The following is a 23,262-nucleotide window of genomic DNA, read 5'->3' on the forward strand; positions in this document are numbered from 1 at the left end:
ACTCCGTCGAGAACGCGATCGCGACGCCCGAGAAGGAGCAGCCGTACGGCGCCCTCGGGCTCAAGGACGACGAGTACGCGCGCATCAAGGAGATCCTCGGCCGCCGCCCCACCTCGGGCGAGCTGGCGATGTACTCGGTGATGTGGTCGGAGCACTGCTCCTACAAGTCGAGCAAGAACTACCTGCGCCGCTTCGGCCAGAAGGTCTCCGACGAGATGAAGGAACGCCTCATGGTGGGCATGGGCCAGAACGCGGGCGTCGTCGACGTCGGCGAGGGCTGGGCCGTCACCTTCAAGGCCGAGTCGCACAACCACCCGTCGTTCATCGAGCCCTTCCAGGGCGCGGCGACCGGTGTCGGCGGCATCGTCCGCGACATCATCTCGATGGGCGCCCGCCCGGTCGCCGTGATGGACGCCCTGCGCTTCGGTGCGATCGACCACCCGGACACCGCCCGCGTCGTGCACGGCGTGACCAGCGGCATCAGCTTCTACGGCAACTGCCTGGGCCTGCCGAACATCGGCGGCGAGACGGTCTTCGACAGCGTCTATCAGGCGAACCCGCTCGTGAACGCGCTCGCGGTGGGGGTGCTGCGGCACGAAGACCTCAAGCTCGCCAACGCAACCGGCGTCGGCAACAAGGTCGTGCTGTTCGGCGCCCGCACGGGTGGCGACGGCATCGGCGGTGCGAGCATCCTGGCCTCCGACACGTTCGCCGACGGCGGCCCGACCAAGCGCCCCGCGGTGCAGGTGGGCGACCCGTTCGCCGAGAAGGTGCTCATCGAGTGCTGCCTGGAGCTCTACCGCGGCGAGCTCGTCGAGGCGATCCAGGACCTCGGCGCCGCCGGCATCTCGTGCGCGACCAGCGAGCTCGCCGCCAACGGCAACAGCGGCATGCACGTCTCGCTCGACAACGTGCTGCTGCGCGACCCCACGCTCACGGCCGAGGAGATCCTCATGTCGGAGTCGCAGGAGCGCATGATGGCGATCGTCGCCCCCGAGAAGCTCGACGCCTTCCTGGCCGTCGTGAACAAGTGGGAGGTCGAGACCTCCGTGCTCGGCGAGGTCACCGGCGACGGACGCCTCATCATCGACTGGCAGGGCGAGCGCATCGTCGACGTCGACCCCTCGACCGTCGCGGTCGATGGCCCCGTCTACGACCGCCCCGTCGCCTACCCGACGTGGATCGATGCCCTGCAGGCCGACGCCGCCGAGAACCTGCCGCGCGCGAACGACGCGGAGACGCTGCGCGAGCAGTTCCTCGCCCTCGTCGCCTCCCCCAACCTCGCGGACACCAGCTGGATCACGAACCAGTACGACTACTACGTGCTCGGCAACACGGCCCTGAGCTTCCCCGACGACGCCGGCATGATCCGCGTGGACGAGGAGTCCGGCCTGGGCTTCTCCGTCGCGACCGACGCCAACGGCCGCTACTGCCAGCTCGACCCGTACGCGGGCGCGCAGCTCGCGCTCGCCGAGGCCTACCGCAACGTCGCCGTGACCGGTGCCGTGCCGACGGCCATCACCGACTGCCTCAACTTCGGCTCTCCCGAGAACCCCGAGGTCATGTGGCAGTTCGGGCAGACCGTCGACGGCCTCGCGGACGGCTGCTACGAGCTGGGTACTCCCGTGACCGGCGGCAACGTCTCGTTCTACAACCAGACCGGTGACGTGCCGATCCACCCGACCCCGCTCGTCGGCGTGCTGGGCATCATCGACGACGTCTCCCGCCGCATCCCGTCCGGCTGGCAGGACGAGGGGCAGAACATCTACCTGCTCGGCACCACGTCGACCGAGCTCTCCGGCTCCGCGTGGGCCGAGGTCGTGCACCAGCACCTCGGCGGCCGCCCGCCGAAGGTCGACCTCGCGGGCGAGAAGCGCCTCGCCGGACTGCTCGCCGCGGCCCGGGACGAATGGCTCATCTCCTCGGCGCACGACCTCTCCGAAGGCGGTCTCGCGCAGGCCCTGGCCGAGGGCGTCATGCGCTTCGGCGTCGGCGCCCGGGTCTGGCTCAACGAGATCATCGAGCGCGACGGCGTGGACGCCGCGACCGCCCTGTTCTCCGAGTCGACCGGCCGCGTGATCGTGACCGTTCCTCGCGAGGACGACGTGAAGTTCCGCGGGCTCTGCGAGGGCCGCGGCTACCCGGTCGCCCGCATCGGCGTCACGGACAGCGAGCCGCAGCTCGAGGTGCAGGACGTCTTCACCGTCTCGGCCGCCGAGCTCCGCGAGCGCTCGCAGGCCACGCTGCCGTCGTACTTCGGTCCGACCGTCACGGAGCCGGTGGCCTGATGAGCAACGACGGCCTCAGCGAGGACTACGGCGACCTCGGCGAGAAGCGCAACCGGCGCATCCGCATCATCGCGTGGACGGTCATCGTGGCACTGATCCTCGGTGGCGGCGGCGCGACCGTGCTCACCCTGCTCCTCGGCTGACCTGGCGTCGCGTCGCAGATTCACACCTGCGTCGCAGGGATTCCACGAAACCGTGCGACCTCGCGTGGATCCGCGACCTCAGCGAGCGAAGAGGTAGCGGGTCAGGGCGACGACGGAACCCGGATCGTGGGCCTCGCGGCCGAGGGACTCCACGATGATGGCCCCGAGGATGGCGCGACCGAGCTGCTCGACCGGGGCGTCCTCCGGCAGCTGACCGTCGCGGATGCCGCCGCGGAGACGCTCCGACAGATACTTCTCCACCCCGAGGCTCTCGCCGAGGTGTGCGCCGACCGAGGCATCCTCGGTGGCCGCGGCCACGAGAGACCGCAGCAGCACGCCGCCCTGGGGCTTCTCGAGGATGGACAGGACGCTGCGCAGCCAGGTCTCCACGTCGGCGGAGAGGTCTCCGGTGTCAGGCACGACGAAGTCCACGGGGATGAGGCGTCCCTCGGCCAGGCACTCCCCGATGAGGGCGCCGCGCGACGGCCACCAGCGGTAGATGGTCTGCTTGCCGACCCTGGCCTCCTTGGCGATGCCCTCGATCGTGAGTCGGTCGTACCCCTGATTGTGGAAGAGCCGGGCCGTCGCGTCGAGGATCGCCTCGCGGGCCGCCGTGCTGCGCACAGGGCCACTGCGATGCTCGTTCACCATGCGTTCAGGATAGCCACAGATCCCTAGACGAGACGTGCCGTATGCTCTTTTCGTCTGAAGGAGATCACGTGGCTTCACTGCTGTTCCGTCTGGGTTCTTTCGCTGCGCGCAGGGCGTGGACGGTGATCGTCTCCTGGGTGCTGATCCTCGGGCTCGGCGTCGGCGCCTTCCTCACCTTCGGCGGCACGCTGAGCAACAGCTTCGACATCCCCGGCACCGCCTCCGGCGAGGTCACCGATCAGCTCGCCGACAAGCTGCCCGACACCGCCGGCGGCACCGGGACGGTGGTCTACCGGACGGACGACGGGGAGCCCTTCACCGACGAACAGAAGGAGGCGATCTCCGACCTCGCCGCGAGCGCGGAAGACCTCGACGGCGTCGCCTCCGTCGTCGACCCGTTCGACGCCCAGCGGCAGCAGGACGAGCAGGCGAAGGAGTTGACGGACGGCCAGGCACAGCTCGACGACGGCCGCGCACAGCTCGACGCCGGCCAGGCCCAGCTCGACGAGGGCCGGGCACAGCTCGAGGCCGGGATCACCCAGCTCGAAGGGGCGCGCGCGCAGGCCGAGGCCGCCGGCGCGCCGCCGCAGCAGACCGCCGCGCTCGACGCGCAGCTCGCGCAGCTGAACGCCCAGCTCGCGCAGCTCGACGCGCAGCAGGACACCATCGACGAGAACCGCGCGGGGCTCGCCGACAGCGCGGAGCAGCTGGAGCTCGGCACGACTCTTCTGGACCTCGCGGACGGCATCGGCGTCGTCTCGGAGGACGGCTCCACGGCGATCGTCAACGTCTCCTTCGTCGACCCGCGGCTGGAGCTCGCCGAAGAGACCAAGCAGAGCACCATCGCCCACTTCCAGGACGAGGAGATCGACGGCGTCACGGTCGACTTCGGCACCGACATCGCCCAGGGCGTACCCGAGATCTTCGGCGTCGGCGAGGCCATCGGTCTCGCGTTCGCCGCGGTCGTGCTCATCGTGATGCTCGGTTCGCTGATCGGTGCGGCCCTGCCCATCGTCACGGCCGTGGTCGGCGTCGGCGTGGGCGTCACGGCGTCGCTCGCGTTCTCCGGCGTCGTCGACATGGCCTCGGTCACTCCCGTCCTCGGCGTGATGCTGGGGCTCGCGGTCGGCATCGACTACTCCCTCTTCATCGTGAACCGGCACCGCAAGCAGCTGCTGGCCGGGTCGCCTGTGCGCGAGTCCATCGGTCTGGCCACCGGCACGTCCGGGACCGCGGTGGTGTTCGCGGGGACCACGGTCATCGTCGCGCTCCTCGCCCTCAACGTGACGGGCGTGCCGTTCCTCGGCCTCATGGGCACGGTGGGCGCGGTCTGCGTCGCCGTCGCCGTGCTCGTCGCCGTGACCCTCGCCCCGGCGATCCTCGGCCTCGTCGGCACCCGCCTGCTCGGCCGCAAGGCGCGCGCGACCATCGGCCAGGAGCACGCGGCCGGGAAGCCCGTGCGCCGGATGTCGACGCTGCGCGCCGTCGTCACCGCGCTCGTCAGCGTGGTCGCGCTGCTCGTGATCGCGATCCCCGCGATGTCGATGCGCCTCGGCCTCCCTGACGGGTCGAGCGAACCCGCCGACTCCACCAGCTACCGCGCGTTCCAGACCGTCGACGAGCAGTTCGGCGAGGGCGCGAACGGGCCGCTCCTGGTGACCGCGACCCTCGACGATGCCGTGAGCGACGACGACCTGCTGGCCACGCAGGTGACCGTGGCGGAGAGGATCGCCGAGCAGGACGACGTGGTCGCAGTGGCCCCCATCGCCACGTCGGACGACAACACGCTCCTCGCCTTCCAGGTGCTGCCCGCCGAAGGCCCGAACAGCGCCTCCACCGAGAAGCTGGTGCAGGATCTGCGGGGTCTCCCCGAGATCGACGGCGGCATCACCCTCGGCGTCGCCGGTCAGGCCGCCACCAACATCGACATCTCCGAGGCCCTGGCGAGCGTGCTCCCGCTGTACCTCGTGGTCGTCGTGGGCCTGTCGCTGCTCATCATGATCGTCGTGTTCCGCTCGCTGCTCGTGCCGCTCATCGCCACAGGAGGGTTCGTGCTGTCGCTGTTCGCGACGTACGGGCTCATCGTCGCGGTGTTCCAGTGGGGGTGGGGCGCCGACCTCATCGGGTTGCACAGCACCGGTCCGATCCTGAGCTTCCTGCCGGTGATCCTCGTCGGCATCCTGTTCGGACTCGCGATGGACTACCAGCTCTTCCTCGCGTCGGGGATGCGGGAGGCCTATGTGCACGGCGCCTCCGCGCGCGATGCCGTGGCGCAGGGCTTCCGGGCCGGGCGCTCGGTGGTCATCGCGGCCGCGCTCATCATGGTGTCGGTGTTCGGCGGGTTCGTGTTCTCGGAGTCGACCATCATCCGGTCCATCGGGTTCGGTCTCGCGTTCGGCGTGCTGCTCGACGCGTTCGTGGTGCGGATGCTGCTGATGCCCGCACTCATGCACCTGCTCGGACGCTCGGCCTGGTGGCTGCCGACCTGGCTCGACCGCATCATCCCGAACGTCGACATGGAGGGCGCGGCGCTGGAGCGGGACCACCCCAGCGTGCACACCGACTCGGTCCCCACCGTGGAGCCCCCGCGTACCCGTCGCGGCTGAGTCTGGTTCGCGGGGACAGGCGTTCGCGCGGGTTCAGGCACCTGTCACCAGGGTCGCCTGATGCCGCGCGGACGCCTGATCCTGCGCGAGCGGTCGCGGCGGCAGGCTGTCGGGAGAGGACAGGCAGGCGCGGGAGCTCAGGCACCTGCAGCCGGTGTCGCCTGATCTCGCGCGGATGCCTGGTCCGGCGACGACGCCCGTGTCGCAGGGCGGGCCTAGAGTGGGGCTCATGGACCTGCGTGCGCTGTTGGAAGAGCGCCGCGCCGAGGCCGAAACCCGCGTCACGGCGACGGCGGCCACCCTCGCAGAGCTCATGCACGACCGCGAGGGCTCGAACGACGACGACGAGCACGACCCGGAGGGGGTGACGCTCTCATCGGAGTGGTCCCGGCTGTCGGGGCTCGCCGAGGCGGCGCAGGCGGAGCTCCGCCAGGTGGACGAGGCGCTGATGCGGATGGACGCCGGGACCTACGGCATCTGCGCGCACTGCGGGCGGCCCATCCCCCCGGAGCGCCTGGAGGTGCGACCGTTCGCGGAGTACTGTGTGGCCTGCGCCGAGAAGCTGGGTCGCTGACGCCGGACAATCGCGGGCATGGCCATCACCTCGAGAACAGCCGCCCCGTGCACGGCGTCGCGAACGACCGGGACCTCACGACAGCCTGATTCCGCGCGCGACCCGGGCACGACTTCGGAGACCGCCGGCGACACGCCGCCGCGCAGGGCCCGTCGACGGCGCGCCGGGTGCGATCTCCGAAGCTGTGCCCGGGTCAGCGGGAGGCGAGGGCCTCGGTGACCTGTTCGAGCACGGCGATCGGAGCGCGCATCTCGGACGCGGGAACCGGGGGCTCGCCGGTCTCGAGCATCCGGGCGAAGGCGCGGACGCCGGGCTGCACATACCCGGGGCCGATCGGGATCTCCCGGCTCGCGATGCCCCGCCGGCCGACGACGGTCGCCCGGAACGGCACCTGGCGATCACCATCCGGCCGCACGAACTCCAGCGTCACGGGCACCCCGCCGACCCGGTAGCGGGCGACGACACCCGCCGGCAGGAACTGCACCTCGACGTCCTCCCTGATGCCGGGCCGCAGAACCTGGGCGAGATCGGCGAGGTGGATGCCGTAGAAGAAGATGCCGCTGTACGGGCTGTCCGGATCGGCGGGACCGGTGACCGTGACCGCCTGGACCTCCCCGATGCGGCCCGCCTCCGCCACGAGTTCGGCGGTGTCGGCGAGCCAGCGGAGCGTGGACGATGAGGTGACGGGTGCCCGCCCCCGCTGCGCGGCGGCCAGGATCGCGTCGGCATCGACGACGCCTGTGGCGAGCGGCTTGTCCACCCAGACCGGCACCCCGGCTTCCAGGAAGGGGACGGCGAGGGCGCGGTGATCGGCACCGTCGCGGGCGGTCACGATGAGCGCGTCCACCGCGCCGAGGAGCGCGCCCGCCTCGTCGACGACGCGTTCGATGCCCCCGAGTGCCGCCAGCTCCCTCGTGCGCTCCGGCTCCCCTGCCACGAGGGCCGTGATCCGCACGGGCACGTCCGTGGCCTCGACGTTCAGGAAGCGGACGATCTCCGTGGCGTGGCTGTTCTCGATCCCGACGATGCCGACGCTCTTCATGCGGCCGCCCTCCCTCTCGTGCGGGCCCCCGGCGACCCGCCGTCGCGCAGTAGGCTGAACCCATCATGGACGAGTTCATCCGGGGCTTCTGGAACTTCGCGGGTGACTACTGGTGGCTCGTCTTCCCGATCATGGGCATGGCCGGTGGGGTCGCCAAGGCCTGGGAGCGCGGCTCCAAGCGTCGGCACGAGCGCCGGCTGGAAGCCCTGCGCATGAAGGCGCAGGTCAAGACCGCCGAGATCGAGGCGCGCGCGGCCGCCCGGCAGGCGAAGCACGGGGGTCCCACCGTCGTCGCACCACGGCCTCCGTGGCGCCCGACGACCTGCTCGCCCGCCTCTTCGCCGAGCACGACGAGATCACCGCGCGATGGCTGGACTACGAGCTCGACGTCGCCAAGCTCATCGCCTTCCCCGCGATGAGCGACGGCCGCCAGCCGCTGACGGCCGCCTTCCTTCGCGCGAAGAAGAGGGCAGACGCGCTGCGTCCGGCCGCCGCCGACGCGAAGCTCACGGAGCAGCAGATCGCGGAGTACCTGCAGGCCGTGGGCGACTACGCGGTCGCGTTCGAGATCGCGGAGAAGGACGCCCGGCGCCTGCGCGACTCGACGTTCACCGAGGTCGAGCGCAAGCGCCTCGACCGCGCGCAGCAGCTCCTCAAGGTCGCCGTGGACGAGTCGGCGACGCAATCGGAGCGGAACATCGCCTACAAGCGGGTGCGCGAGGAGCTCGACGGCCTCATCCTGCTCTCCGACGAGGCCGTGACCGTGCTCGAGAAGCAGGTCGCGAAGGAGCTCCCGTCCGCCCCTGCCGCCTCGGCGGATCATGCCGACCCCGTCCCGGAGCCGCTGCCCGTGACCGACCCTCGACGGACGGCGGAGGGCGCATGACTCCCGAGAACGTGACCGGCCCGGTCGCCGTCCACGCCGAGGCCCCGGTCTGGTGGCCCGGGTGGGGCGGCCTGCGCTGGGTCGACGGAGACGCGGGCGACCTGCTCACCCTCCGCGGCGACGAGATCGTCCGCCAGCACATCGACGACGAGTACCTCGCGTTCTTCCGCCCGCGGACGTCCGGGGGCTTCGTGGCGGTGGGCGCGCGCACCCTGTACCTCGCCGACGGTCCCGACGCGGAGGCCCGTCCCGTCGCAACCCTGCTCGACGACGGCGCGGTACGCATGAACGACGGCTGCTGCGACCCGCGAGGGCGACTCCTGGCCGGATCGATGTCCACGGACTCCACCGCGGGTGCCGGGACCGTGCTGCGCATCGACGCCGCCCTCGACGTGACCACGGTGCTCCCCCGCGTGACCTCGTCCAACGGTGTCAGCTACTCCCCGGACGGCCGCCGCGTCTACTACGTGGACACCGACACGGGCCGGATCGACGTGTTCGACGTGACCGAGGGCGACCTCCGCGGGCGCCGGGTGTTCGCGCACATCCCCGAAGACGACGGCGTGCCCGACGGCCTCACGGTCGCCGCGGACGGCAGTGTCTGGGTCGCGCTGTGGGGCGGGAGCCGCGTGCGGGGGTTCGAGCCGTCCGGGGCCGTGCGCGAGGACATCGTGCTGCCAGTGCCGCAGGTCAGTGCCTGCACGTTCGGCGGCGACGACCTCGGCACGCTCTTCATCACGACCTCCGCACAGGGTCTGCCGTCCGATCACGGCACCGCCGCGGGGTCGGTGTTCGCGGTGCGTCCCGGGGTGCACGGCCTCCCGGTCCTCCCCTTCGCCGGCTGACCCGCGCGCGGGGTCCGGCGCTCGCGCGGCATCAGGCACTTTTCTCCTCCAGCCGCCTGAGCCCGCGCGGATGCCTGTGTACACGTGGATGCCTGAGCCGCCGGGCGCTCGCGGCACCAGGCTGTCGCGCGAAAGCAGGCACCTCTCCCTCCAGCCGCCTGAGCCCGCGCGGATGCCTGCGTGCACGTGGATGCCTGAGCCGCCGGGCGCTCGCGGCACCAGGCTGTCGCGCGAAAGCAGGCACCTCTCCCTCCAGCCGCCTGAGCCCACGCGCATGCCTGAGCCCGCGCGGGCGCACGGGAGAGACCTCTACCCGGGACACGGTTGCACTCAGCGAAAGGAACCGTGCCCCGGGCACAGGCCTCACCCGAGACGGACCCGCTCCGTGCGCTGGTGCTGGCGGCCGAGCCGTTCGATCTCGATGGTCATCTCGTCGCCGTCCTGCAGGTACGGGAAGCGGCCGGACAGCGCGACGCCCTGCGGGGTGCCGGTGTTGATGACGTCGCCGGGTTCGAGCACGAGGTAGTGACTGAGCTCGTGCACCAGCTGCAGCACGGGGAAGATCATGTCGGCGGTGGAGGAGTCCTGTCGCGGCTCGCCGTTCACGAAGGATCGGAGGCGCAGCGCCTGGGGGTCGACCTCGTCCGCGGGGACCAGTGCCGGGCCGAGGGGGTTGAACGTCTCGGAGCACTTCCCCTTCGACCACTGTCCGCCGGAGACCTCGAGCTGATACGCCCGCTCGGACACGTCGTTCGAGATGGTGTAGCCGGCGATCACGTCGCGCGCGGCCTCCGCGGAGGGCAGGTACCGCGCCGTCCGGCCGATGACGATCGCGAGCTCGACCTCCCAGTCGACCTTCTCGGCGCCCGGCGGCAGGAGCACGACGTCGTCCGGCCCCACGACCGTGTTCGGGTGCTTGAAGAACACCACCGGGTGTGCGGGCGGCTCGGCGCCGGACTCCGCCGCGTGCGCCGCGTAGTTCTGGCCGATGCAGATCACCGCGGTCGGCCGCGCCACAGGGGCACCGACGCGGAGTCCCGCGGTCTCCGCCTCCGGAAGCGAGCCGTCGGCGAGTGCCGCCCGCACGCGGGCGATGCCGTCCGCGGCGAGGAAGGCGCCGTCGATGTCGCGGGTCAGGGAGCTGAGATCGCGCACCACGCCCTCGTCATCGCGGACGTAGGGACGCTCCTGGCCGATCGCGCCGAGTCGCAGCAGTTCCATGGGAGTCCTCTCAGCGCGCGGCGGCGAAGGCCGGGTTGACGATGGGCACGGCCTCGCCGGCGAGCGAGCGGATCACGTTCTCGGCGGCGTGCACGGGAAGATCCGCCAGAGCCTCCGGGGAGTACCAGGCGGCGTGCGGTGTGAGCAGCACGGTGTCGAGCGCGCGCAGCGGGGAGCTGCCGGGGAGGGGCTCCTCCGCGAAGACGTCGAGAGCGGCACCGGCGAGCCGGCCGTCGCGGAGCGCCGCGGCCAGGGCGTCCTCGTCGATGAGCGGCCCCCGGCAGGTGTTCACGATCACGGCGTCCTGCTTCATCGTCGCCAGGGCCGCGGCGTCGATCAGGTGGCGCGTCTCGTCCGTCAGCGGCACGTGCAGGGTGAGGATGTCGGCGCGGGCGATCGCCGACGGGATGTCGACGGGCTCGCAGCCCGCGTCGCGCACGGCGTCGTCGGAGGCATACGGGTCGGCCACCAGCACGCGGAAGCCGAGCGCCCGAATCCCGCGGGCGACGATCGATCCGATGCGCCCGAAGCCGAGCACCGACACGGTGGTGGAGGACGGCCGCACGGCGAGCGGCCGGGCGTCGACGGCCTTCCAGACGCCCTCCCGCACGGCCCGGTCGTAGGCGGAGAGGCCGCGGGCCTGGGTCATGATCATCGCGACGGTGTGCGCGGCGACCTCTTCGATGCAGTAGCTCGGCGTGTTCGCGACGGCGATGCCGCGGGCCGTGGCGGCCTCGACGTCGATCATGTCGTAGCCGATGCCGACACGGCTGATGAAACGGAGGTTCGGCAGGCGGTCCATGAGGTCGCCGTCGATGCGCGCCCACTGCACGACCAGGGCCTCGGCGTCGGCTCCGGCCGCGGCGATGTCGTCGGGGCTCCCGGAGACGGCCCGTTCCGCACGGAGGCCGGCGGCGCGGAGGGTGTCTTCGATGACGGTCCCGGGGAGGTCGCAGTCGGTGACGAGGATGAGCGGCGCGGTCATGGATGCGATGCTATAGCATCTAGCAAACTCTCGTACAGCGCTGTCCGGAGAGCTGGTTCTTGCTATAGCGTTTAGTCATGACTGTTCGCCGCGCACTCGTCACGGGCTCCAGTTCCGGCATCGGAACCGCCGCCGCCCTCGAACTCGCCCGCGAGGGCGTCGCCCTCTGGATCACCTACGCCGGACGGGAGGCCGAAGCCGCACGCGTGGCGGAGGAGTGTCGCGCGGCGGGCTCCCCGGAGGTCCATGTGTCGCGCCTCGACCTCCGCGATCCCGACTCCATCGCGGCGCTCATCGCCGAGATCACGGACGCCTGGGGCAACCTGCACGTCCTCGTCAACAACGGCGGGGTGTGCCCCTACACCCCGTACCCCGAGATCGACATCGAGGAGTGGGACTTCGTCCTGGAGACGAACGCCCGCGGCACCTTCCTGCTCACCCGCGCGGCGCTCCCCCTGCTCCGGGCCGCGGGCGGCGACCGCTCCGTCATCAACATCGCCTCGATCGCCGGCCAGGTCGGCGCGCTGCAGACGGGCATCCACTACGCGGCCAGCAAGGGAGCGATCCTCGCGATCACCCGCAGTTTCGCCCGGCACCTCGCCGCCGAGGGCATCCGGGTCAACGCCGTCACGCCCGGCCCGGTCGCCAGCGCGATCACGGATCAGCTCCAGGGCGAGGGCCGCGCCAAGCTCGAGTCGGGCATCCCCCTCGGCGCGTTCGGGCAGCCGGAGGACGTCTCCTGGATCATCGCGTCGCTCGCCTCGGAGCGGGCCCGCTTCATCACCGGAGCCACCTACGACGTCAACGGAGGAGTTCGCATTGACTGACCGCACCGCCCAGGACCGTTCTGCCCTCGACACCGTGCAGGCGCAGCTCGACGCCTTCAACGCCCACGACCTCGACGCCTTCGTCGCGACCTATGCCGACGACGCCGTGGTCACCGGGGTCGCGCCGGAGCCCCTCGTCGGGTCGGCCGCGATCCGCGCCTTCTACGAGCCGCGGCTGCAGAACCCGGAGCTCTCCTGCGTGATCGACACGAGCGTCCTGTTCGGCTCCCGCTGGGTCGTCGCACAGGAGCGGGTCATCAACGCCGGCGTCGCCACGGAGACCATCGCGACGTTCGACGTGGTCGACGGCGTGATCTCGCGGGCGTCGATGCTCAAGGCCTGACCCGCTTCGAATCGCCCGAATGGCTGTATTTCCGGCCGAAATGGGACCAGTCAAGCGATTCGAAAGGGGTCAGTGGTGCTCCGGGAGGACCGGGGACGACCAACCGGGGTCGCGGCCGAGCTGGGCGGCGCGGGAGACCGAGGCGGAGCCGTAGCGGTCGCGGAGCGTGTCGAGCACGGTGTCGAGCCGGGACTCGTCGCCGCAGTCGATCGGCAGTTCGGGCGGGACGCTGTCCGCCGCGTCGAGCTGGGTGAGCGAGAGACCGAGCAGGGTGATGCCGCGGCCGCTGATCTCGGGCCGCGCCGCGGCGAGGAGCGTACGGGCGACGGCGAGCAGCAGCGCGGTGCGGTCGGTCGGCGCCCGCAGCGACCGCGAACGGGTGGCCTTCGCGAAGTCGCCGAAGCGCAGCCGCAGCACCACTGTCCGGCACACGCGGTCACCGTCGCGGAGACGCCGCGCGAGCCGGTCCACGATCTGGGTGAGGATGACGTCGAGCTCTTCCGGCGACCGCGGACGGACGCCGAGCGCCCGCTGCGACCCGATCGATCCCCGGCGCCTGGTCGTGTCCACGGGGCGGGGGTCCCGCAGGCGGGCGAGAGCATGGACATGCGCTCCGGTCGCCTTTCCGAGCATGCGCTCCGCCGTCGCGGCCTCGAGCTCCGCGAGCTGTCCGACCGTGCGGATGCCGTAACGGTGCAGCTTCTCCGCCGTCACCGCGCCGACTCCCCACAGCCGCTCGACGGGGAGCGGCAGGAGGAACTCCTCCTCCCGATCGGGCTCGACGACGAGGAGTCCGTCGGGTTTGCTCACCGCACTCGCGACCTTCGCGAGGAACTTCGTGCGGGCAACGCCGACCGAGATCGCCAGGCCCGCCTCGGCGCGCACGCGCTCCCGCAGCCGGACGGCGATGGCCTCGGGACTGCCGGCGATGCGTCGCAGCCCGCCGACCTCGAGGAACGCCTCGTCGATGGAGAGCCCTTCCACGAGCGGGGTGGTGTCGCGGAAGATGCGGAAGACATCTTTACTGGCCGCGGAGTAGGCCTCCATCCGCGGCGGCACGACGACGGCGTCGGGGCACAGCTCCCGCGCCTGCCGGCCGCCCATCGCGGTGCGGACGCCCCGCGCTTTCGCCTCGTAGCTCGCGGCCAGCACGACCCCGCCGCCGACGATCACCGGACGCCCGCGGAGCTCCGGCGCATCACGCTGCTCGACCGAGGCGTAGAACGCATCGAGATCGGCGTGCAGAACCGTCGCTTCCCCGCGCATCCCGTTCTCCCGTCGACGAGCGGATCGTCGCACGGACCGGGGACATCCGCGTGGCGGAGTTCAGGAGGCCGGGGGCGCCTCGAACCGCTCCCGCACCGCGGGGTCGAGCGTGATGTCGCCGAACGACGCCGTCCACGCTCCGTCCACCGCGATGGACTGCCCCGAGAGGTAGGGGGCCTCGTCGGAGAGCAGGAACGCCGTCACCGCGGCGACCTCCTCCGCACGAGCGATGCGTCCCATCGGCGGCCCCTCCGCGAGCAGGCGCTCCTCCGCCTCAGGGTCGGCCGCCCGCGCGATCTGCGCCTCCAGATGCGGAGTGCGCACGCCGCCCGGCGCGACGGTGTTCGCGCGTATGCCCACTCCGCCATATGTCACGGCGACACTGCGGCTCAGGGCGTCGATGCCGCCCTTGGTGAACTCGTAGGCCGCGTGGTCCACGAAGCTCGACCGCCCGTGGATCGAGCCGATGTTCACGATCGCCCCCGCGACGCTCTGATCGAGGAACGCGGACACGGCTGTCGAGCAGCCCCAGAGGTACCCGAAGCCGTTGATGTCGACGATCTCGCGCACGACCGTCTCGTCGAGCTCGTGCAGCGGCGTGCGCTTCGTGATGCCGGCGTTGTTGACCCAACCGGCCAGCGGAGCCCTCGCGCGCGCGGCGGCGGCGGCACGCTCGTGGGCCGTGCGGTCGGAGGCGTCGCCGAGCACGACCTCGGCGACGATGCCCTCCTCCACGGTCCCGGAGCCGGGAGAGCGTTCGAGCCCGACCACGATCCAGCCGTCGGCGGTGAGCCGCGCGGCCACCGCGCGGCCGATGCCCTTGCCGCTGCCGGTGACCACGACGCTGCGCGGGGAAGGTGTCATGTCAGTCCCTCTCGAAACGGAAGACGGCGGGATCGAGGCCGAAGCCGAGCCCCGGAGCCGTGGGGGGCGTGACGGTGCCGGCGAACTGCGGCCCGCCCGTGACGAACGAGGGCGCGGGGTCGTAGGGATTCACCCCGCGGGCGAAGGTCTCCACCTGGATGCCGAGGTGGGCCGTGACCTCGGGGTACACGTGTCCGGACACCGGGACGCCGCGCTCCGCCGCCCAGGCGATGAGCTCGCGCGCGGGGGTGATGCCGCCGATCGCCACGACGTCGAGGCGCAGCGCGTCGACCTCGCCGATGTCGACGAGAGCCCGGAGCACGGCGGGGTCGGTCACCTCGTCTCCCACCGCCACCGGCAGTCCGGTCTCCCGGCGGATGCGGGCGACGCCGGCCGCATCCTCGGGGAGCAGCGGGTCCTCCAGCCAGGCCAGGCGCGGGTCGCCCCACTGCGCGACCTCCGTTACGGCGGCCTCCGCGTCGGGCCAACCGAAGCCGACATCCACGACGAGTCCGGTCGACGACGGCAGCTCCGCGCCGAGGATCGCGAGCAGCTCGCGCATGTATGCCGGATCGGGAATGCGCGAGATCTTCACCTGCGCCCAGCCCTCCGCCTGCGCGAGCACCTCGTCCGCGACCTCCCGCGGCGTGCGCTGCGGAGACGGATACGCGGCGACGAGCATCCCCTCCCGCGGGGCGTCACCGGTGCCGAGCAGGGTCCACAGCGGCACACCGGCGCGACCGGCCGCGATGTCCCACAGGGCGATGTCGACCAGGCCGATCGCCCGCCGCACGAGTCCCACCCGTCCGACGATCGCGCTGCCGCGGAGCATCCGGTCCCACGCGGCCGCCGGGTCGTCGGCGTCGAGCCCCACCGCGTGCGGAGCCACCAGGCGGTCGACGATCTCCGCCATCGGGGCCTCGCGCGACAGGCAGTAGGCGATCCCGGTGGTGCCGTCGTCCGCCGTCACCTGCACCGCGGAGTACTCCCGCCGCGTGACGGTCATCGCGCCGAGCTGCAGCGGTGCCGGAAGGGGGAGGACCGCCGTGGCCGTGTCGATCCGGGCGACGGCGGTCATTCGGGCTTCTTCGCGAGGGGCACGCCGTAGTCGACCATGAACCCGCCGTCGACGTACAGGGTCTGCCCGTTCATGTAGCGCGACTGGTCCGACACGAGGAAGCTCACGGCCGCGGCGATCTCACTCGCCTCGGCTAGGCGCTTCGCGGGGATGCGGGACAGGATCGTGTCGAGGCTCAGCGTGCCCTGCTCGACACCCTGACGGAACACCCCGGTGTCGACATAGCCGGGCGCGACCGCGTTGACTCGGACGCCCCGCGACGCCCACTCCGCTCCGGCCGTGGAGGTGAGTCCGATGACGGCGGCCTTGGTCGTGGCATACGGCGCCCGCCCTGCGGAGCCTCGCGAGGAGATGGAGGAGATGTTGACGATGCGGCCCTCACCCCGGTCGAGCATTCGCTTCCCTGCGGCCTGGAGCGCGGAGAACACCCCATGCAGGTTCACGTCCACGACCGCGGACCACTCATCCCACGTGAGGTCCTCGATCCCGCGATGCCGCTGGATGCCGGCGTTGTTCACGAGCACCTCGATGGGCCCGAGCTCCGCCTCGATCTCGCCGAAGACCCGATCGACGGCGGCATGGTCGGTGACGTCGAGCTCCCGCCACAGGATGCCGGCGGGGTTCTCGCCCGCGGTGAGCCCGGGGACGCGGTCGGTCGCGACGACGAGATACCCGTCCGCGGAGAGCCGCTGTCCGATCTCCCAGCCGATGCCGGCCGAGCCTCCGGTGACGATGGCGACGGGGCGCGCGGTCATGTCTCTCCTCTACCTCGGGGATTTGCTATAGCAATAGTAGGGGAGAGTTGCCGTCAGCACACTCCGGCAGGCCCTGAGGGAACGATCCGGTACATGATCTCCGGGCGACCACGCCGACCGTAGCGGTGGGCGACGTCGAGCACCCCGGCATCGAGGAGGTAGCAGAGGTACCGGTGCGTCGTGCCCGGCGACAGCGCGCAGGCGGCGGCGATCTGCCGTGCGGAACGCGCGTCCACAGGGTCGAGAGCGGCGACCACGCGCGCGAGGGTCGGCTCGGCCAGTCCCTTCGGCAGCCGAGCCGCTCCCCTGAGCGCCGGCGTGTGCGGCGACGGCGTGCGGACGGCACGCCCGCCCACCTCGATCCCCCCGGTGGCCAGGAGCCGGTCGATCTCGCTCTGCCCCAGGGGGCTCTCCCGCCCCGGGTCCCCTCCCGAGCGACGGTTCGCACGGTAGCGCTCCAGGCGTTCCTGCAGAGCCTCCTGAGCGAACGGCTTCAGCAGGTAGCCGATCACATGGGCGGACATCGCCTGCCGCACGGTAGTCCTGTCCGGCGAGGAGCTGATGACCAGGACGTCCGGACCGGATTCCCCGAGCGTCCGGAGTCGGTGGAGGACCTCGACACCGCTGATGTCCGGAAGACGCATGTCCAGCAGGATCAGATCGAAGCCGCGAGAGCCCTGTGCAGACGCCTCCTCGCCCGTGGCCGCGGTTCCCCCGACGACGAACCCGGGTGTCTCCGCCACGAACGCCCCGTGCAGCGCGCGGGCCCCGCGGTCGTCGTCGACGATGAGGACGCGGATCGGCGCCGTCATCGCGTGCCCGCCATCTCGAACGAGAATCGTGCTCCGCCCCACGGCGACGACCCGACCTCGATCATGCCGTCGCGGGAGTGGAGGATCCGGCGCACCAGCGCGAGGCCCACTCCCGACCGGCGCGATCCGGCTTTGGAGGAGTACCCGGACAGGAATATCCGTGGGGCCAGGCGCGGATCGACCCCTGGCCCGTCGTCCTCCACGGCCCCTTGAAGGCGACCGCCGTACTCTCGCAGCGTGCAGCGCACCCGGGTGGCTCCCGCCTCGCCCGCATTGCGACAGAGGTTCGCCAGCACCGACACCAGCTCGTCATCGAAGCCGGTCCTCGTGTCGAGGTCGAACTCGACCTGGGCGCCGAGGTCGAGCAGGTCCGCACGGATCGCGTGCACGGCCGCATCACGGACGGCGTCGCCGCTCGCGACACTCCCGCCCGTGTCGGGCCGCGGAACGCCAACCGGGACGACGTCCTCGATGTACGAGAGCGCCGTCGGGGCGTCTCCTCGCGAGACCAGCCCGTGGATCACGTGGAGCCGGGTGGTGAACTCGTGCGACTGCTCCTTCAAGGCCGCGGGTCGTGCGACTCATCTGCGCATGCTCCAGCGCGAGTCCGTCGAGTCGGCGGAAGCGCCGTTCGACGGCGGCCGTGAGGAAGGAGCTGGCCATCGTGGCCACGATCAGCGCACCGATGCCCCAGGGCAACAGGTCTTCGAGCGCTTCTTCCCGTCTCGCTGCGATGTCGGCCTCGCGGACCCCGACTGCCACCATTCCGACGACGGCGCCCGCGTCATCCCGTACCGGAATCTTGGCCCGCAGCGCCGGGCCGGAGGGTCCGGTCTCGGTTCCGAGGAACGGTGTCCCCTCCAGGACGGAGCGATTCGTGGTCGCGACCTGCACACCGCGTTCGGACGCGAGAGGGTGAGTGATCCGCACCCCTTCGTCGTCCGTGATGACCACGTAGTACACGTCGGCCGCACGGGCGATCAACTCGGCAACCGGCTGCAGCTGCGCCGTCGCCGGCGCCAGGTCGGCGGCATCCGCGAGGTCGTCGGGCGTGCCGGCGGCCGATGCCGCCTCCACAGTCGCCCGCACGTCCGGAAGCTCGGCGAGGCTCGACGCCACCCCCTGCACCCGGTCGACGGTGGCGTCTCTGATGCTGCCGGCCTGCGCCGACAGCGCCACCGCGACCGTGATCCACAGGGACGACAGGGTGATCAGCGACGGGAGCACGAGCAGCGTGAGCCGGATGACGCGCGGGCTCGGGGACAGGGCCATGGTCGGTCGCCTCCTCGCGATCGGGTCCAGACGGGCCGCGGCGCGCCGCGCGTGGGTTTATGAGAACAATTCGCCTCGACACCCCGCGTGCGTGCCCGTGATGTCAGCCTAGGTCAGTCCCGCGGCGACGACGGCGTCCGCGCGAAGGGAGCAGCAATGAAGCATCTCACCAGACCGGCCGGTCCGCGCAGTCCGGGTGCCGCGCGACAGGTCGTCGGTCGTGTCATCGGGGGCGCGATCACGGTCGCCGCCGTCACCGTCGCGGCCATCGGGTCGATCACCTCGGCGGCGAGCGGTCAGGAGATCAACGCCTCAATGACGATCATCGCCCCCGCCGCCGCGGGTGGCGGCTGGGACGGCGTGGCCCGCGAGCTGCAGCAGGCGCAGAAGGCCAACGGACTCGTCAACAACGTTCAGGTCGTCAACATGCCCGGCGCCGGAGGGACGATCGCGCTCGGTAATGTGTCCGTCCTCAGCGGTCAGCCGAACAACCTCCTCGTGGGGGGTACCGGCCTGCTGGCGGCGACGATCCAGTTCGGCTCGGCCGCCACGCTGGACGACGTCACTCCCCTCGCCGTGATCGTCGAGGAGTACGACGTGATCGTCGTGGCCGCCGATTCGCCGTACGAGACGCTCGACGACCTCGTGGAGGCGTGGACGAAGGACCCGAAGTCCGTTCCGTGGACGGGAGGAGGGTCGTTCGATCAGCTCGTGGTGACGGACCTCGCGCTCTCGGCCGGCATCGATCCGGTCGACACGACCTACATCTCGTCCGACGGGGGCGGCGAAGCCATCCAGGCCCTGCTCAACGGCACGGCCAACGCGGCCGCCGGCGGCTATCCCGACAACATCGATCAGATCGAGGCCGGACGCCTCCGGGCGCTCGCCCTCGTCGCGAAGGAACCCATCGACGGGATCGACATCCCCACCGCGGCCGAGCAGGGCTACGACATCTCCCTCTCCAACTGGAGGATGCTGGCCGCACCGTCGGGCCTGGACGACGGCGACGTCGAAGCACTGACCGACCTGGTGGTCGACAGCGTGGCGACCCCGGAGTGGCAGGACGCCATCGACCGCTACCACTGGACGGAGCGCGTCATCACCGGGGACGAGCTCCAGGTCTTCCTCGACGACGAGGAGAACCGCATCCGCGCCCTGTACGAGGAGATGGGACTATGACCTTCCCCGCCAATCCCACGTCCGCCTCAGCCGTGGTCGGAGACCGTCTCCGACTGGTGTCGGGGCCCGGCGTCGCCACCGTGCTCAAAGGTCTCACGATGCCCGCCCTTCTCGTGGCTTTCGCGACCTACCTCCTCGTCGGCATCCTCACCATGCGGGTGCCGGAGGGGACCACGTTCCCCGGCCCGCAGTTCTTCCCGGCGATCATCGCCGCCGGCCTGTATGCCCTCGCGGCGCTTCTCGTCGTCGGGACCGTGCGCGAACTCCGGGCCGCGCCCGCCACGGCGACCGCTCGCGCCGAGGGGACCGGCGAGATCGACGCCCCGACCGCCGAGCGCGCTGTGCGCATCGACGTGCGATCGATGGCGTGGGTGGTCGTCTCCTTCGCCGTGTTCGCGCTCGCCCTGAACGTCCTGGGCTGGCTGATCGCCGCCAGTCTCCTGTTCTGGTGCGTCGCCCGGGGCTTCGGCGCGCGCAAGCCGCTGCAGACGCTCGCCGTCGGGCTCACCGTGAGCGCGACGGCCTACATCGGATTCGACATGCTGCTCGGGCTCCCGCTCCCGTCCGGCGTCCTCGGGGGGTTCTGACATGGACGTTCTCCAGCTGCTCGGCGAGGGCTTCCTCGGCGCTCTGACTCCGGCGAACCTGCTGTGGGTGGTCATCGGGTGCGTGCTCGGCACCGCCGTCGGCGTGCTTCCCGGCCTCGGGTCCTCCATGGCTGTCGCGCTCCTTCTGCCGGTCACCTTCTCCCTCGACCCGACAGCCGCGTTCATCATGTTCGCGGGGGTGTACTTCGGCGGTCTGTTCGGCGATTCCACGATGGGGATCCTCATGAACACGCCGGGTCAGGCCTCGGCCATCGCCTCGACCTTCGAGGGGCATCGGATGGCCAAGAACGGCCGAGCAGCCCAAGCTCTCGCCACCGCCGCGATCGGCGCCTTCATCGGCGGCTTCATCGCCTCCATCGTCGTCGTCTTCCTCGCCCCTGCACTGGCCGACTTCTCAAGCCGCTTCGGCCCGGCCGAGTTCTTCGCCCTGGCCGTCTTCGCCTTCGCCGCCACCTCGACCGTCGTCTCCGACAGCGCGGTCAAGGGCCTCACCGCCCTGTTCCTCGGACTGGGCATCGCGGTGATCGGGATCGACGGCGTGTCCGGCGCGCCCCGGTTCACGATGGACTCGCCGCAGCTCTTCGACGGCGTGTCGCTCGTGACCGTCACCGTGGGGCTGCTCGCTCTCGGCGAGGTGATCTACGTCGCCTGCCTCCAGCGGCACTCCTCGGATTCGAAGCTCATCGCCCCCTCCGGCCGGCCCTGGCTGCGTCGCGCAGAGCTCAAGGAAGCCGCACCCGCGTGGCTACGAGGTACGGCGATCGGCCTTCCGTTCGGGGTGATCCCGGCCGGAGGGTCCGAGATCCCCACGTTCCTCGCGTACGGCCTGGAGAAGCGGCTCGATGCCCGGCGGAAGGTTCCCCAGTTCGGTCGCGGGGCGATCCGTGGTCTCGCGGCTCCGGAGGCCGCGGGCAATTCCACGACGAGCATGGCCATGGGGGCGCTGCTGGCCCTCGGCCTGCCCATCTCCGCCACGGCGGCCATCATGCTCGCCGCGTTCCGCCAGTACGGTCTCCAGCCCGGCCCGTTGCTGTTCGACCGCGCCCCCGATCTCGTCTGGTCGTTGTTGGCGAGCTTCTTCATCGCCATGGTCGTTCTGCTCATCCTGAACCTGCCGTTCGCGATGCTGTGGGCGAAGCTGCTCCTCATCCCGCGGCCGTACCTGTACGCGGGCATCACCGTGTTCTGCGGCCTCGGCATCTACGCCACCTCCGGGTCGCCCTTCGATCTGCTCCTCCTGCTCGGCGTGGGGCTGCTCGGCTTCCTCATGCGCGCGCTCGACTTCCCTCTAGCGCCGCTCATCATCGGGATGGTGCTCGGACCGCTCGCGGAGACGAGTCTCCGGGACGCCGCGATGAGCGCGAACGGCGACTTCTCCGTCCTCGTCCAGGGGCCGATCAGCCTCACCCTCTATGCACTGCTGGGCGTTGTGCTCGTCCTCTCCGTGCGCAACCGGCTCGTGACGCGCGCACGCACGCGCAAACCCATGCCCGAACTCCTCGAGGTCGGGGACCGGTAGGGCAACACCGGTTCGAATCGCGCACCTGGTTCGATTTCGGCCGGAAATGGAGCAAAGTGGGCGATTCGAACGGGGACTACCCCAGCAACCCGGCAACCACCGACACGGCGTGGGACTCCAGGAGCTCCAGGGCACCGGGAGCCAAGGGGGTCTGCCAGGACTGATAGGCACCGCGGTCGTAGGCCTCGCGGGTCGGGAGATACACGAATCCCGGGCCGTTCGTGAGGTTCATCACCACGATCGGCGTCTCCGGGAACCGCTCCCGAAGGGTCGTCTGCAGCCGCGAGTACGCCTCGCCCGGATGCCCCACGATCACGGCGTCTCCGAGCCGCCACGCCCACACCGGATGCGACACGGTCGGCCCCTCGATGTAGCCGTCGCGAAGGTTCCGCGCCCGTCCGAGGCGCTCCTCCCGCGACCGGGGGTCGATGTCCTTCCACTCCTCGGCGAGCTCGTCCAGGGTGGGCAGGTTGCGCAGCGGCAGCTCGACCGCCGAGACGACTCCCGCCGCCCCGTCGCCGCCGTCCGCCGGGGTCCCGGTCCAGATCGCGAGCGGAGCCCCCGACTCCACGACCCCGTCCAGCGTCAGCTCCTCGCCGGGGACCGGGAGCCCGTCCAGCGCCGCGAGCACCGCGTGCCCGAGCGAGCGTCCGTGCCGGTCGGCCACCGCCACGTCGCCGGTGTACTGCTCCCGAGGGGCCAGCTCGCCCGAGGCCCCCTGCACGAACAGACACGGTGCGCCGGTCGCGGCCTCCACGATCTCGCGCATCGCGCCGACGTAGTCCGGAGACACCTCGCGGTGCTGCCAGGCCAGGGTCGTCGGGTGGCAGGCATAGTTCACCAGCGTCGCCCGCACCTCCCCGTCGATGCTGATCCGGCCGATGGTCACCGTGTCGTCAGCGGTGCCCTGGGGGTTGTAGCCGACGAGCGCGCGGCCGTCGAGGTCGAGCTCCCGCTCCGCCGCGAGGGTGCAGGTACCCGTGGTCCACTCGATGAGTCCCGGTCGCGCTGCCTCCAGCGCCTCCCGCCCGGCCGCGATGCCCGCGGCAGCAAGAGCCTCCAGATACCCGGGGATGAGCTCCCCGCCCGGCAGATGCGCATCCGCGGCGCACAGCACGGCCCCCGCGTGGGTGTGCGAGAGGGAGAGCATGAGCTGATCGGGCTCGAGGCCCAGGCCGTCGAGGATCGCCCCGCGCACGCCCTGCTCATCGGCGACTCGGCGCCACCACGTGCCGTCCACGGCGAGCAGCACCCGCGGCCGCTCGTCCGCGGCGACCACGGCGAGCGCGGTCAACGCGAACGGCCGGTGCGCCCCCTCGGAGCGCTCCCAGTCGGCCGGGCCCCAGTTCTTGGCGCGGATGCCGACGGGCGGTGTGATGTCGCGCCGGGCGACGCCGATGCGCGCCCGCGTGCGGGGGATGCGGATGCGGTCTCCGAGGTGCGTCGCCGCTGCGGTGTCGTTCACGCGTGGTCCTCCCTGATGTCCATGATGCCGTCC

General features: G+C 71.3%; 23 protein-coding genes. 11 read left to right on the plus strand and 12 right to left on the minus strand.

Features of this window, described 5'->3' with window-relative positions; all coding sequences use genetic code 11:
• On the plus strand, positions 1-2,288 hold a 2,288-nt coding region (purL, locus tag AUV07_RS01600; protein WP_082802812.1), incomplete at its 5' end, for a phosphoribosylformylglycinamidine synthase subunit PurL.
• The gene (locus AUV07_RS17715; protein ID WP_168428964.1) at positions 2,288-2,431 is read left to right on the plus strand and encodes a hypothetical protein; all 144 of its coding nucleotides are present in this window, start codon (positions 2,288-2,290) and stop codon (positions 2,429-2,431) included. The genes purL and AUV07_RS17715, both read left to right, overlap by 1 nt.
• A gap of 78 nt (positions 2,432-2,509) precedes the next feature.
• Here the strand turns inward: AUV07_RS17715 and AUV07_RS01605 are convergent, their stop codons facing one another.
• Positions 2,510-3,082: a TetR/AcrR family transcriptional regulator gene (locus tag AUV07_RS01605; RefSeq protein ID WP_062633285.1), complete on the minus strand. Its 573-nt coding sequence runs from the start codon at positions 3,080-3,082 to the stop codon at positions 2,510-2,512.
• 68 nt (positions 3,083-3,150) lie between these two features.
• Here AUV07_RS01605 and AUV07_RS01610 point away from each other — a divergent pair, with 68 nt between their 5' ends.
• Both AUV07_RS01610 and AUV07_RS01615 read left to right on the plus strand, forming a co-directional pair.
• The gene (locus tag AUV07_RS01610; protein ID WP_062633287.1) at positions 3,151-5,688 is read left to right on the plus strand and encodes an MMPL family transporter; all 2,538 of its coding nucleotides are present in this window, start codon (positions 3,151-3,153) and stop codon (positions 5,686-5,688) included.
• 229 nt (positions 5,689-5,917) lie between these two features.
• The gene (locus tag AUV07_RS01615) at positions 5,918-6,262 is read left to right on the plus strand and encodes a TraR/DksA family transcriptional regulator (RefSeq protein WP_062633290.1); all 345 of its coding nucleotides are present in this window, start codon (positions 5,918-5,920) and stop codon (positions 6,260-6,262) included.
• Positions 6,263-6,455: 193 nt separating this feature from the next.
• On the opposite strand, the gene AUV07_RS01620 is transcribed toward AUV07_RS01615, so the two are convergent.
• Positions 6,456-7,304, minus strand: a complete 849-nt coding sequence (locus tag AUV07_RS01620; RefSeq protein ID WP_062633292.1) for a Gfo/Idh/MocA family protein — start codon at positions 7,302-7,304, stop codon at positions 6,456-6,458.
• Positions 7,305-7,611: 307 nt separating this feature from the next.
• Here AUV07_RS01620 and AUV07_RS01625 point away from each other — a divergent pair, with 307 nt between their 5' ends.
• Together AUV07_RS01625 and AUV07_RS01630 are read left to right on the plus strand one after the other, a co-directional pair.
• Entirely contained in the window at positions 7,612-8,190 is a 579-nt protein-coding gene (locus AUV07_RS01625; protein WP_331709272.1) for a hypothetical protein, read from the plus strand.
• Complete coding sequence (locus AUV07_RS01630) at positions 8,187-9,035, plus strand: SMP-30/gluconolactonase/LRE family protein (protein ID WP_062633293.1); 849 nt, start codon at positions 8,187-8,189, stop codon at positions 9,033-9,035. The genes AUV07_RS01625 and AUV07_RS01630 overlap by 4 nt, the downstream gene beginning before the upstream one ends.
• A gap of 363 nt (positions 9,036-9,398) precedes the next feature.
• Here the strand turns inward: AUV07_RS01630 and AUV07_RS01635 are convergent, their stop codons facing one another.
• The gene (locus AUV07_RS01635; RefSeq protein ID WP_062633296.1) at positions 9,399-10,256 is read right to left on the minus strand and encodes a fumarylacetoacetate hydrolase family protein; all 858 of its coding nucleotides are present in this window, start codon (positions 10,254-10,256) and stop codon (positions 9,399-9,401) included.
• 10 nt (positions 10,257-10,266) lie between these two features.
• Positions 10,267-11,241 (minus strand): C-terminal binding protein, encoded by a 975-nt coding sequence (locus AUV07_RS01640; RefSeq protein ID WP_062633298.1) that lies wholly within the window; start codon positions 11,239-11,241, stop codon positions 10,267-10,269.
• A gap of 77 nt (positions 11,242-11,318) precedes the next feature.
• On the opposite strand from AUV07_RS01640, the gene AUV07_RS01645 reads away from it, so the two are divergent.
• Together AUV07_RS01645 and AUV07_RS01650 are read left to right on the plus strand one after the other, a co-directional pair.
• Positions 11,319-12,068 (plus strand): SDR family NAD(P)-dependent oxidoreductase, encoded by a 750-nt coding sequence (locus AUV07_RS01645; protein WP_062633301.1) that lies wholly within the window; start codon positions 11,319-11,321, stop codon positions 12,066-12,068.
• On the plus strand, positions 12,061-12,411 hold the full coding sequence (locus tag AUV07_RS01650) for a nuclear transport factor 2 family protein (RefSeq protein ID WP_062633303.1): 351 nt from the start codon (positions 12,061-12,063) through the stop codon (positions 12,409-12,411). Before AUV07_RS01645 ends, AUV07_RS01650 begins: the two co-directional genes overlap by 8 nt.
• 69 nt (positions 12,412-12,480) lie before the next feature.
• Here AUV07_RS01650 and dinB read toward each other — a convergent pair whose 3' ends face one another.
• From dinB to AUV07_RS01680, 7 genes are read right to left on the minus strand one after another with little or no spacing between them, the layout of a single operon-like run.
• A complete protein-coding gene (gene dinB / locus AUV07_RS01655) occupies positions 12,481-13,677 on the minus strand; it encodes a DNA polymerase IV (protein ID WP_062633305.1) in 1,197 nt (398 codons plus the stop codon).
• 60 nt (positions 13,678-13,737) lie between these two features.
• Positions 13,738-14,541 (minus strand): SDR family NAD(P)-dependent oxidoreductase, encoded by an 804-nt coding sequence (locus AUV07_RS01660; protein ID WP_062633307.1) that lies wholly within the window; start codon positions 14,539-14,541, stop codon positions 13,738-13,740.
• Between the two features lies 1 nt (position 14,542).
• On the minus strand, positions 14,543-15,619 hold the full coding sequence (locus tag AUV07_RS01665; RefSeq protein ID WP_062633309.1) for an enolase C-terminal domain-like protein: 1,077 nt from the start codon (positions 15,617-15,619) through the stop codon (positions 14,543-14,545).
• Positions 15,616-16,374 (minus strand): SDR family NAD(P)-dependent oxidoreductase, encoded by a 759-nt coding sequence (locus tag AUV07_RS01670; RefSeq protein WP_062633311.1) that lies wholly within the window; start codon positions 16,372-16,374, stop codon positions 15,616-15,618. The genes AUV07_RS01665 and AUV07_RS01670 overlap by 4 nt, the downstream gene beginning before the upstream one ends.
• A gap of 53 nt (positions 16,375-16,427) precedes the next feature.
• Positions 16,428-17,186 carry a response regulator gene (locus tag AUV07_RS01675; RefSeq protein ID WP_062633313.1) on the minus strand — a complete coding sequence of 253 codons (759 nt, stop codon included), beginning with the start codon at positions 17,184-17,186 and terminating at the stop codon, positions 16,428-16,430.
• Positions 17,183-17,575, minus strand: coding sequence for a sensor histidine kinase (locus AUV07_RS17905; RefSeq protein ID WP_231868167.1), 393 nt, complete (start codon positions 17,573-17,575; stop codon positions 17,183-17,185). Before AUV07_RS17905 ends, AUV07_RS01675 begins: the two co-directional genes overlap by 4 nt.
• A 7-nt stretch (positions 17,576-17,582) precedes the next feature.
• Positions 17,583-18,458 (minus strand): hypothetical protein, encoded by an 876-nt coding sequence (locus AUV07_RS01680; protein ID WP_231868168.1) that lies wholly within the window; start codon positions 18,456-18,458, stop codon positions 17,583-17,585.
• A gap of 156 nt (positions 18,459-18,614) precedes the next feature.
• On the opposite strand from AUV07_RS01680, the gene AUV07_RS01685 reads away from it, so the two are divergent.
• From AUV07_RS01685 to AUV07_RS01695, 3 genes are read left to right on the plus strand one after another with little or no spacing between them, the layout of a single operon-like run.
• Positions 18,615-19,637, plus strand: coding sequence for a tripartite tricarboxylate transporter substrate binding protein (locus tag AUV07_RS01685; RefSeq protein WP_062633315.1), 1,023 nt, complete (start codon positions 18,615-18,617; stop codon positions 19,635-19,637).
• Entirely contained in the window at positions 19,634-20,224 is a 591-nt protein-coding gene (locus tag AUV07_RS01690) for a tripartite tricarboxylate transporter TctB family protein (protein ID WP_062633317.1), read from the plus strand. The genes AUV07_RS01685 and AUV07_RS01690 overlap by 4 nt, the downstream gene beginning before the upstream one ends.
• Position 20,225: 1 nt before the next feature.
• Positions 20,226-21,764, plus strand: a complete 1,539-nt coding sequence (locus tag AUV07_RS01695) for a tripartite tricarboxylate transporter permease (RefSeq protein WP_062633319.1) — start codon at positions 20,226-20,228, stop codon at positions 21,762-21,764.
• A gap of 76 nt (positions 21,765-21,840) precedes the next feature.
• Here AUV07_RS01695 and AUV07_RS01700 read toward each other — a convergent pair whose 3' ends face one another.
• Positions 21,841-23,229, minus strand: coding sequence for a hypothetical protein (locus AUV07_RS01700; protein WP_062633321.1), 1,389 nt, complete (start codon positions 23,227-23,229; stop codon positions 21,841-21,843).
• Between the last annotated feature and the right edge of the window lie 33 nt (positions 23,230-23,262).

Origin of the sequence: Microbacterium sp. CH1, from assembly GCF_001595495.1 — a bacterium.
Taxonomy (GTDB): Bacteria; Actinomycetota; Actinomycetes; order Actinomycetales; family Microbacteriaceae; genus Microbacterium.